General features: G+C 63.0%; 10 protein-coding genes. 5 read left to right on the top strand and 5 right to left on the bottom strand.

The features are described from left to right. Positions 1 to 146: 146 nt before the first annotated feature. The 4 genes from EGJ22_RS24940 to EGJ22_RS24925 form a co-directional block, all read right to left on the bottom strand. On the bottom strand, positions 147 to 1,979 hold the full coding sequence (locus EGJ22_RS24940) for an ABC transporter ATP-binding protein (RefSeq protein WP_029885895.1): 1,833 nt from the start codon (positions 1,977 to 1,979) through the stop codon (positions 147 to 149). A 63-nt stretch (positions 1,980 to 2,042) separates the two neighbouring features. Beyond that, positions 2,043 to 2,600 carry a peptidylprolyl isomerase A gene (locus EGJ22_RS24935; protein WP_009683102.1) on the bottom strand — a complete coding sequence of 186 codons (558 nt, stop codon included), beginning with the start codon at positions 2,598 to 2,600 and terminating at the stop codon, positions 2,043 to 2,045. Further along, the gene (locus tag EGJ22_RS24930) at positions 2,594 to 3,406 is read right to left on the bottom strand and encodes an alpha/beta fold hydrolase (RefSeq protein ID WP_009683101.1); all 813 of its coding nucleotides are present in this window, start codon (positions 3,404 to 3,406) and stop codon (positions 2,594 to 2,596) included. The genes EGJ22_RS24935 and EGJ22_RS24930 overlap by 7 nt, the downstream gene beginning before the upstream one ends. 13 nt (positions 3,407 to 3,419) lie before the next feature. Beyond that, on the bottom strand, positions 3,420 to 4,343 hold the full coding sequence (locus EGJ22_RS24925; RefSeq protein WP_009683100.1) for a LysR family transcriptional regulator: 924 nt from the start codon (positions 4,341 to 4,343) through the stop codon (positions 3,420 to 3,422). A gap of 48 nt (positions 4,344 to 4,391) precedes the next feature. Here EGJ22_RS24925 and EGJ22_RS24920 point away from each other — a divergent pair, with 48 nt between their 5' ends. From EGJ22_RS24920 to arfB, 4 genes are all read left to right on the top strand, one after another. Next, complete coding sequence (locus EGJ22_RS24920; RefSeq protein ID WP_009683099.1) at positions 4,392 to 4,706, top strand: hypothetical protein; 315 nt, start codon at positions 4,392 to 4,394, stop codon at positions 4,704 to 4,706. Positions 4,707 to 4,816: 110 nt separating this feature from the next. Continuing rightward, positions 4,817 to 5,416: an FMN-dependent NADH-azoreductase gene (locus tag EGJ22_RS24915; RefSeq protein ID WP_009683098.1), complete on the top strand. Its 600-nt coding sequence runs from the start codon at positions 4,817 to 4,819 to the stop codon at positions 5,414 to 5,416. Between the two features lie 285 nt (positions 5,417 to 5,701). Further along, complete coding sequence (locus EGJ22_RS24910; protein WP_029885894.1) at positions 5,702 to 6,577, top strand: carboxylate/amino acid/amine transporter; 876 nt, start codon at positions 5,702 to 5,704, stop codon at positions 6,575 to 6,577. Position 6,578: 1 nt separating this feature from the next. Beyond that, on the top strand, positions 6,579 to 6,992 hold the full coding sequence (gene arfB, locus EGJ22_RS24905) for an alternative ribosome rescue aminoacyl-tRNA hydrolase ArfB (RefSeq protein WP_125920445.1): 414 nt from the start codon (positions 6,579 to 6,581) through the stop codon (positions 6,990 to 6,992). A gap of 100 nt (positions 6,993 to 7,092) precedes the next feature. On the opposite strand, the gene EGJ22_RS24900 is transcribed toward arfB, so the two are convergent. Further along, positions 7,093 to 8,394, bottom strand: coding sequence for a mechanosensitive ion channel family protein (locus EGJ22_RS24900; protein WP_009683094.1), 1,302 nt, complete (start codon positions 8,392 to 8,394; stop codon positions 7,093 to 7,095). Between the two features lie 103 nt (positions 8,395 to 8,497). On the opposite strand from EGJ22_RS24900, the gene EGJ22_RS24895 reads away from it, so the two are divergent. Further along, complete coding sequence (locus EGJ22_RS24895) at positions 8,498 to 9,859, top strand: DEAD/DEAH box helicase (RefSeq protein ID WP_029885893.1); 1,362 nt, start codon at positions 8,498 to 8,500, stop codon at positions 9,857 to 9,859. Positions 9,860 to 10,009 lie beyond the last annotated feature (150 nt).

Below are 10,009 nucleotides of genomic sequence, written 5' to 3'. Positions count from 1 at the left end.
GCCCGAAACAAACGTAGGAGCGAGCGCAGCTCGCGATGCGCCGCGCGGGCGGCGCTCGATCTCACAGGCGCTGCATAACTTGTGGCAAACACCTGTCAGCCCCATGCGATCCCTTCGGCTTGCCGGCGATAGGGCCATTACAGGCGTCAGTCAACCCCGACAAACCCCCCGGTCTGGTGGTGCCACAACCGGGCATACAGCCCCTGCTGTTGCAGCAGTTCACTGTGGCTGCCAAGTTCGACAATGCGCCCTTTGTCCAGCACCACCAGCCGGTCCATCCGGGCAATGGTGGAAAGCCGGTGGGCAATGGCGATCACCGTCTTGCCCTGCATCAGCGTCTCCAGGCTTTCCTGGATTGCTGCCTCGACCTCTGAGTCCAGCGCCGACGTGGCTTCGTCCATGATCAGGATCGGCGCATTCTTCAGCAGTACCCGGGCAATCGCGATACGCTGGCGCTGGCCGCCCGACAACTTGACCCCGCGTTCGCCCACATGGGCATCGAAACCGCTGCGGCCCTGGGCATCCGAGAGCTGTGGAATGAACTCGTCGGCCCGGGCCCGGTGCACGGCTTCCTGAAGTTCGGCATCGCTGGCGCCGGGGTGGCCGTACAGCAGGTTGTCGCGGATGGAGCGGTGCAGCAACGAGGTGTCCTGGGTGATCATGCCGATCTGCGCGCGCAGGCTGGCCTGGCTGACTTCGGCAATGTCCTGGCCGTCGATCAGGATGCGCCCGCCCTGCACGTCGTACAGCCGTAGCAGCAGGTTGACCAGGGTCGACTTGCCAGCCCCGGAAGGGCCGATCAAGCCGATTTTCTCGCCGGGGCGGATGTCCAGGTTCAGGCCTTCGATCACGTTGCCGGCCTTGCCGTAATGAAAGTCGACATTGTCGAAACGTACCGCGCCACGGCTGACTTTCAGGGCCGGGGCGTTGGGCCGGTCGGTGACGGTGACAGGCTGGGCGATGGTCTGCAGGCCATCCTGGACCATGCCGATGTTTTCGAAGATGCCGTTGACCACCCACATGATCCAGCCGGACATGTTGACGATGCGGATCACCAGGCCCGTGGCCAGGGCAATGGCGCCGACGGTTATCAGCGATTGGCTCCACAGCCACAGCGCCAGGCCGGTGGTGCTGACCACCAGCAGGCCGTTGAGGGTGGTGATGACCACGTCCATGCTGGTAACCACCCGCGAGGCCAGCTGGGTTTTCTCGGTCTGTTCGCGGATCGCTTCGCGCGCGTACTGCTGCTCGTGATCGGTGTGGGCGAACAGCTTCAACGTGGCGATGTTGGTATAGCCGTCCACGATACGCCCCATCAGTTTGGAGCGGGCGTCGGATGAGATCACCGAGCGCTCTTTCACCCGGGGTACGAAGTAGCACAGCGCGCCGATGTAGCCGGCGATCCACAGCAGCAGTGGCAGCATCAGGCGCCAGTCGGCCTCGGCGAACAGCACCAGCGAGGTAACGGCGTAGATCAGCACATGCCACAGCGCGTCCACCGCCTGCACGGCGGAATCACGCAGCGAGTTGCCGGTTTGCATGATGCGTTGGGCAATGCGCCCGGCAAAGTCGCTCTGGAAGAAGTTCAGGCTCTGCTTGAGCACGTAGCTGTGGTTTTGCCAGCGTATCAGGCTGGTCATGCCGGGGTTGATGGTCTGGTGCACCAGCAGGTCGTGCAGGCCGAAGAACAGCGGCCGCAGCAGCAGGATCACGACCAGCATCCAGGCCAGCTCGCCCTTGTGCTCACTGAAGAAATTGACGTTGGGTGTGCCCTGGGCCAGGTCGATGATGCGGCTGAGGTAGCTGAACATCGCTACCTCGATCAGCGAGGCGAACAGGCCGACCACCAGCAGCGCCAGGAAGCTGGGCCAGACCTGGCGCAGGTAATACAGGTAGAACGCCCACACGGTGCTCGGCGGCGACTCGCTGGGTGCTTCGCGGAAGATGTCGATCAGTTGCTCGAAACGACGGTACAGCATGGGTAGCGACACTCCTGTTCCAGCCTGCCTTCAGGCGGTTGCACGTCCCTGTGCAGCCTGCGGTCAGTCGATACGTTTGGCCGACTTGATGAACACCGGGTCAGCCGGCACATCGCGCATGCCTTTCTTCACGGTAGTGGGCGAGTTGACGATCTGGTCGACCACCTCCATGCCTTTGGTTACCTTGCCGAACACGGCGTAACCGGCATCGCGGCCCGGGTTGAGGAAATCGTTGTCGGCGACGTTGATGAAGAACTGGCTGGTAGCCGAGTTCGGGTTGGAGGTGCGCGCCATGGACAGGGTGCCGCGGGTGTTCTGCAAGCCATTGCTGGCTTCGTTCTTGATCGGGTCCTTGGTGTCTTTCTGCACCATCTGCTCGGTAAAGCCGCCACCCTGGACCATGAAGCCGGGGATCACGCGGTGGAAAATGGTGTTGTTGTAGAAGCCGCTGTCGACGTACTGCAGGAAGTTCTTCGTGCTGACCGGTGCCTTCTCGGCGTTCAGCTCGATTTCGACCTGGCCGAAGCTGGTGTCCAGCAGCACGTGCGGGGTCTTGTCGGAGGCCATGACGCTGGTGGCGAAGGCGAGTGAGCAGGCGGTGAGCAGGAGTTTTTTCAGCATGGGCTCAAAGATCCTTGAGGGGTGGAAGCGGCTGCGAGGAACTGCAGCAGGGTCTGGTTGAAGACCTCGGGTTGATCGAGGGGTGTAGCGTGCCGGGAATCGTCGACGACGACCAGCCTGGCGTTGGGGATCAGGGCGACATAGCGTTGTTTCAGTTGTATCGGCGTGTAATCGTGGTCGGCGGCAATCACCAGGGTAGGACACTGGATCTGGCCGATGCGTTCCTGCACGCCCCAGTCGACGATGGCATCAAAGCTTTTGAGGTAGGCGCGCTTGTCGTTGCGCGCCCAGCGCTGGGCCATTTTCTGCCGCAGCGCGGCCTGCTCGGGTTTGGGGAACAGCCGTTCGGCCAGGCCTTTGCCCACGGTTTCGACACTCAGGACGCGTGCCAGGCCCCAGCGCTTGAGCCACCACAACCAGTCGCTGCGGCTGCGGCGCTTGACCTCGGGGGCACTGTTGACGATGCACAGGCTGCGCAGCCACTGAGGGTGGTCGACGGCAAACTGGAAGCCGACCATGCCGCCCATCGACAGGCCCACGAAGTGCACCGGCCCGGTGTGCAGGTGTTCGAGCAGGGCCAGCAGGTCGGCACTGAAGGTTGCAATGTGGTAGCCGTCCTGTGGCTTGTCGGAGCGGCCGTGGCCACGGATGTCCATGAGGATCACCCGGTAGTGCTGGCTGAGCACGGGCACCTGAAGCTCCCAGTCCTGGCTGCTGGAGCCCAGCCCATGCAACAACACCAGGGGTTGGCCTTGGCCGTATTCCTGATAATGCAGCGTGCATCCTTCGTGTTCGAAGTAGGCCATGGGCGCGGTCCTTTCAAGCTTGTGGGGGGGCTGCGAAGGGCACGTCCAGCGGCGCTGTGTCGAAGTTGCGCAGCAAATCGATGAGAATCTGCGTGGCCGGGCCCAGGGTCTTTTCCTTGCTCGAATAAAGGTAGAACAGTGGGTGGCGGCTGCCACCCTGGTCCAGCGGCAAAGGCTTGAGTACGCCTTCGCGCAGCTCGCGCTCGATCATGTGCCGGGGCAGCCAGGCAAAGCCCAGGCCGCTGCTGACGAAGGTGGCGGCGGTGCCCAGGCTACCGACGGTCCAGCGCTGTTCGGCACCCAGCCAGCCAACGTCGCGTGGCTGGGCCCGGCCAGAGTCGCGGATCACCACTTGCAGCTGGCTTTCCAGGTCCTGGAAGGTCAGTTCACGGCCCAGGCGGTGCAAGCTGTGTTCGGGGTGGGCAACGGCAACGAACTCCACGGCACTCAGCTCGGCGCCCAGGTAGCCGCCGATGCTGTAGCTGCTGATGGCCAGGTCGGCGATGCCTTCGTGCATCACTTCTTCCACGCCCGACAGCACTTCTTCACGTAGGCGCACGCGGCAGCCTCGGCTTTGCGGCATGAAGGCGGCCAGCGCGCGGACCAGCCGGGCGCTGGGGTAGGCGGCGTCGACCACTAGGCGTACTTCGGCCTCCCAGCCCTGCTCCATGTGGTGGGCCAGGTCCTCGAGCTGGCTGGCCTGCTTGACCAGGTGGCGCGAGCGGCGCAGCAGCACACTGCCGGCTTCGGTCAGCACCGCCTTGCGGCCGTCGATGCGCAACAAGGGCACGCCCAGTTGTTCCTGCATGCGGGCCACGGTGTAGCTGACCGAAGATTGCGAGCGGTGCAGGGCCTCCGCGGCCTGGGCAAACCCGCCATGGTCGACCACTGCTTGCAGGGTCCGCCACTGGTCAAGGGTTACGCGCGGCGCTTTCATCTTTCGCTCCTGTTGTCCTAAGCTGCGCTCTTTGCAAGGAGAGCGGCCATGAAGAAATGTTGTGCGGCAATATTGATGTGCCTGCCCCTCGGGGCCATGGCTTATCCCATCGATGTGGACAAGCACCTGGACGGGGTCAAGCTCGACTACACCGCCTACGACACCGCCTACGACATCGGCGCCATTACCCTGAACAACTATGGGCAGGTCGCGGCGGCCTGCAAGGTGACCTTCCGTAATGGCCCGGAGGCGCCACGGGTGCGCCGGGTGAACGTAGCGGCCGGGAAAAGCGCCGACGTCACGGCCAAATTCAACCGGCAGATCATCAAGCTGCGCATTGCCGTGCAATGCAGTGCGGAATAAACTGATTAATCGATAGGTTGAACCCACTTTTTACGCTTTTTTATCGATAGGTCAAGCCTTAATCTCACCTCCATCGAATCGCAACCCTTTTGCCGATGGAGGCACCGCTCATGGCCCACGTACTGATCATCGAAAGCAGCGCCCGCCAGCAGGATTCCGTTTCCCGCCAGCTGACCCAGGACTTCATTGCGCACTGGCAAGCTGCCCACCCGGCCGATCAGATCACGCTGCGCGACCTGGCGCTGAACCCGGTGCCGCACCTGGATGCCAACCTGCTGGGCGGCTGGATGAAGCCCGAAGCGCAGCGCAGCGTTGCCGAGCTGGAGGCCCTGGCCCGCTCCAACGAACTGACCGACGAATTGCTGGCGGCCGATGTGCTGGTAATGGCTGCCCCCATGTACAACTTCACCATCCCCAGCACTCTGAAGGCCTGGCTGGACCATGTGTTGCGTGCCGGCATCACCTTCAAGTACACCCCGACTGGCCCGCAAGGTCTGCTGACCGGCAAGCGCGCCATTGTCCTGACCGCCCGTGGCGGCATCCATGCCGGTGCCAGCAGCGACCACCAGGAACCGTATCTGCGGCAGGTGATGGCCTTCATCGGTATTCACGATGTCGACTTCATCCATGCCGAGGGCCTGAACATGAGCGGCGAGTTCCACGAAAAGGGCCTCAACCAGGCCAAGGCCAAACTGGCGGCGGTGGCCTGAGCGTTATCGAATTCCCAACCCTGACACCTGTTTTTGCTCCTTTGGGTGTACCTGCCCGGCCTTGGTGGCCGGGCTTTTTTATGCCTGGTGTTTTGTGGATGGCTGTGCCGGCCTGTTCGCGGGCTTGCCCGCTCTCACAGGTACATCACAGGGCTCAGGTGCGGTGATATACCGGTGGGAGCGGGCAAGCCCGCGAACAGGCCGGCACAGCCCCCACATTCCTCATGGTTGATCACAAAGCCTGCAACCCGCTAAGGTCGCCGCCTTGATTCACGAGAGACAACCATGGGCTACCTGATAATCGTCGCGCTGATCCAGGCGTTTTCCTTCAGCCTGATCGGCGAGTACCTGGCTGGGCACGTCGACAGCTACTTCGCCGTGCTCGCGCGGGTGCTGCTGGCCGGCCTGGTGTTCCTGCCGCTGACCCGCTGGCGCCAGGTCGAGCCGCGCTTCATGCGCTCGATGCTGCTGATCGGTGCGTTGCAGTACGGCATCACCTACGTCTGCCTGTACCTGAGCTTTCGCGTGCTCACGGTGCCGGAAGTACTGCTGTTCACCATCCTCACGCCATTGCATGTAACCCTGATCGAAGACGCCATGAACCGGCGTTTCAACCCGTGGGCATTGCTGGCCGCGCTGGTGGCCGTGGCTGGCGCGGCGGTGATCCGCTTCGACAGCATCAGCGGTGAGTTCTTTACCGGTTTCCTGCTGCTGCAGTTGGCCAACTTCACCTACGCCGCCGGCCAGGTGCTGTACCGCCACCTGGTCGCACGCAACCCCAGCGACCTGCCGCACTACACCCGTTTTGGCTACTTCTACCTCGGCGCCCTGCTAGTGGTGCTGCCGGCCTTCCTGCTGTTCGGCAATGCCCAGCACCTGCCGAGTACCGATGTGCAATGGCTGGTGTTGCTGTTCCTCGGGTTGTGCCCGACGGCGCTGGGCCTGTACTGGTGGAACAAGGGTGCGTGCCTGGTATCCGGCGCTACCCTGGCGGTGATGAACAACCTGCATGTGCCTGTGGGGCTGCTGCTCAACCTGCTGATCTGGAACCAGCACGAGCCACTGGGGCGGCTGTTCATTGGCGGTGCGATCATCATCGCTTCGGTATGGCTGAGCCGCCTGGGTGGCCGTGGGCGAACGCCGTTGGCTGGCAAGGCCTGACATGCTGACCCTCTCCAACGGTGTGCAACTGCCGGATACGGACATCGAGCTGAGCTACATCCGTGCCCAAGGCGCGGGTGGGCAGAACGTCAACAAAGTGTCCAGCGCGGTGCACCTGCGCTTCGACATACGCGCCTCATCGCTGCCCGCGTTCTACAAGGATCGGCTGCTGGCGCTACGGGACAGCCGCATCACCGGCGATGGCGTATTGATCATCAAGGCCCAGCAGTTCCGTACCCAGGAGCAGAACCGCGCGGATGCCTTGGCACGCCTTGCCGAGTTGATCATCGCTGCCGGCAAGACCGAAAAGAAACGCCGCCCCACCAAGCCCACCCTCGGCTCGAAGACCCGCCGGCTCGAAGGGAAGGCCAGACGCAGTACGGTCAAGGCGGGGCGGGGCAAGGTGGACTTCTAAGGCCGTAGGCGGAACGGGCTATTGCGCAGGCTTGCATGGCTGCGCGCCCAGTGTAGGAGCGGCCTTGTGTCGCGATGGGCTGCGCAGCAGCCCCCCAATCTCAAGCCTCGCTCATTTCTTCAAGGCGTCGCGGCATCGGCTCTGCCGCCGTGCGCCCGGCCAACCCCACGCGCATGTCGTTGCCACTCGGCTGCTGATACAGGCTCAAGCCAAACTCCGGCAACACCGCCAGCAGGTAATCGAAGATATCCCCCTGGATGCGCTCGTAGTCCGCCCACACCGTGGTGGTGGTAAAGCAGTAGATTTCCAGCGGCACGCCCTCGGCGGTGGTCTGCATCTGCCGCACCATGCAGGTCATGTTCGGGTGCACATTGGGGTGGTTTTTCAGATAGGCCAGGGCAAACGCGCGGAAGGTGCCGATATTGGTCAGCTTGCGCCGGTTTGCCGACAGTTCGGCCACAGGGCCCAGCGCTTCGTTCCAGCTTTGCAGCTCCTGGCGTTTGCCGGCCAGGTAGTCGCCCAGCAGGCTGACCTGGGACAGGCGCTGTTCCTCCTCGCGGGTGAGGAAGCGCACACCTGCGGCGTCGATGAACAGGCTGCGCTTGATCCGCCGGCCGCCGGATTGCTGCATGCCGCGGTAGTTGCGAAACGACTCGCTCATCAGGCGCCAGGTGGGCACGGAGACAATGGTCTTGTCGAAGTTCTGCACCTTCACCGTATGCAGGGTAATGTCCACCACGTCGCCATCGGCGCCAACCTGGGGCATTTCGATCCAGTCACCGACATGCAGCATGTCGTTGCTGGTCAACTGCACGCTGGCGACGAACGACAGCAGGGTGTCCTTGTAGACCAACAGCAGCACCGCCGACATAGCGCCCAGGCCCGACAGCAGCAGCAGGGGCGAGCGGTCGATCAGGGTGGCGACGATGACGATCGAGGCGAAGATCCACAGCATCATCTTGGCCAGCTGCACATAACCCTTGATCGAGCGGGTGCGGGCGTGTTCGGTGCGCGCATAGATGTCGAGCAGGGCATCCAGCAGGCACGACAGCGCCATGGTCATGAACAGCAGGGTGAACGCCAGGGCGACGTTGCCCAGGAAGTGCTGGGCGGTATCGGACAGCTCCGGTACCAGTTTCAGGCCAAACTGCACCACCAGTGACGGGGTGGTCTGCGCCAGGCGGTGGAAGACCTTGTTGTGACGCAGGTCGTCCAGCCACTTGAGTGCCGGCTGGCGTGCCAGCAGGCGCGCGCCGTGCAGCATCAGAAAGCGTGCCAGGCGGCCGATGACCAGGGAGATGAGCAGTAGTACCGCCAGGCCGATGGCCGCGTGCAGCATGGGGTGTTGGTCGAGGGTGCCCCACAGGTCGAGGGAATCACGCCAGATTTGTTGGATATCCATGGGCTTGCATACAGTCTTGTTGCGAAACGAGGTGCCATTAGAGCGCGGATGGCGACAAAGTTGCCAAAAGAAATTCGGCTAAGGCGGCAGAAAACGTTACCCTATGCAACTGAATTTCCCGCACTTGCCTGAGGTTACCTCCGTGTTCTCCCAATTCGCCCTGCATGAACGCCTGCTTAAAGCCGTGGCCGAGCTTAAATTTGTCGAGCCAACCCCGGTGCAGGCCGCGGCCATCCCCTTGGCCCTGCAAGGGCGTGACCTGCGCGTGACCGCGCAGACCGGCAGCGGCAAGACGGCAGCTTTCGTGCTGCCGCTGCTCAACCGCCTGGTCGACCTGAAAGGCGGGCGCGTCGAAATCCGTTCGCTGATCCTGCTGCCTACCCGCGAACTGGCTCAGCAAACCCTGAAGCAGGTGCAGCTGTTCTCGCAGTTCACCTACATCAAGGCGGGCCTGGTCACCGGCGGTGAAGACTTCAAGGAACAGGCCGCCATGCTGCGCAAGGTGCCGGACGTGCTGATCGGCACCCCGGGCCGTTTGCTCGAGCAACTCAACGCCGGCAACCTCGACCTGTCCCACGTGCAGGTGCTGATCCTCGACGAAGCCGACCGCATGCTCGACATGGGCTTCGCCGAAGACATGGAGCGTCTGTGCAAGGAGTGCGAGAACCGTGAGCAGACCCTGCTGTTCTCGGCCACCACCGGCGGTGCGGCCCTGCGCGACATCATCGGCAAGGTGCTGAAAGACCCGGAGCACCTGATGCTCAACAGTGTCTCGCAGTTGGCCGAAGGCACTCGCCAGCAGATCATCACGGCCGACCACGATCAGCACAAAGAGCAGATCGTGCAGTGGCTGCTGGCCAATGAAACCTTCGACAAGGCAATCGTCTTCACCAATACCCGCGCCCTGGCCGACCGTATCTACGGCCACCTGGTGGCCAAGGATGTGAAGGCCTTCGTACTGCACGGCGAGAAGGACCAGAAGGACCGCAAGCTGGCCATCGAGCGTTTCAAGCAGGGCAGCTCCAAGGTGCTGGTGGCCACCGACGTGGCGGCCCGTGGCCTGGACATCGACGGTCTCGATCTGGTGATCAACTTCGACATGCCGCGCAGCGGCGACGAGTACGTGCACCGCGTGGGCCGTACCGGGCGTGCCGGTGGTGAAGGGTTGGCAATCTCGCTGATCACCCACAATGACTGGAACCTGATGTCCAGCATCGAGCGCTACCTCAAGCAGCAGTTCGAGCGCCGCGTCATCAAGGAAGTGAAGGGCACCTACACCGGGCCGAAGAAGGTCAAGGCCTCGGGCAAGGCGGCCGGGAGCAAGAAGAAAAAGATCGAGAAAAAAACCGGCGACAAGAAGGCGGCCGCCAAGCGCAAGCCTACCGCCAAGCCGAAGGCCAACGCGCCACTGGCCAGCGCCGATGGCCTGGCGCCGCTGAAGAAGCGTAAGCCTGCTGCCGAATAAATAGCGCTCAATGGCCCAATCGCCGGCAAGCCTCACAGGGATTGCATCAGGGCTGACAGGTGGTCGCCACAATATATGCAGTGCCTGTGAGATCGAGCGCCGCCCGCGCGGCGCATCGCGAGCTGCGCTCGCTCCTACGTTTGTTTCGGG

Source organism: Pseudomonas sp. p99-361 (assembly GCF_003935475.1).
Taxonomy (GTDB): Bacteria; Pseudomonadota; Gammaproteobacteria; order Pseudomonadales; family Pseudomonadaceae; genus Aquipseudomonas; species Aquipseudomonas juntendi.
Note: the sequence above shows the minus strand (reverse complement) of the source record. Positions and strands in the feature narration are given on the sequence as shown.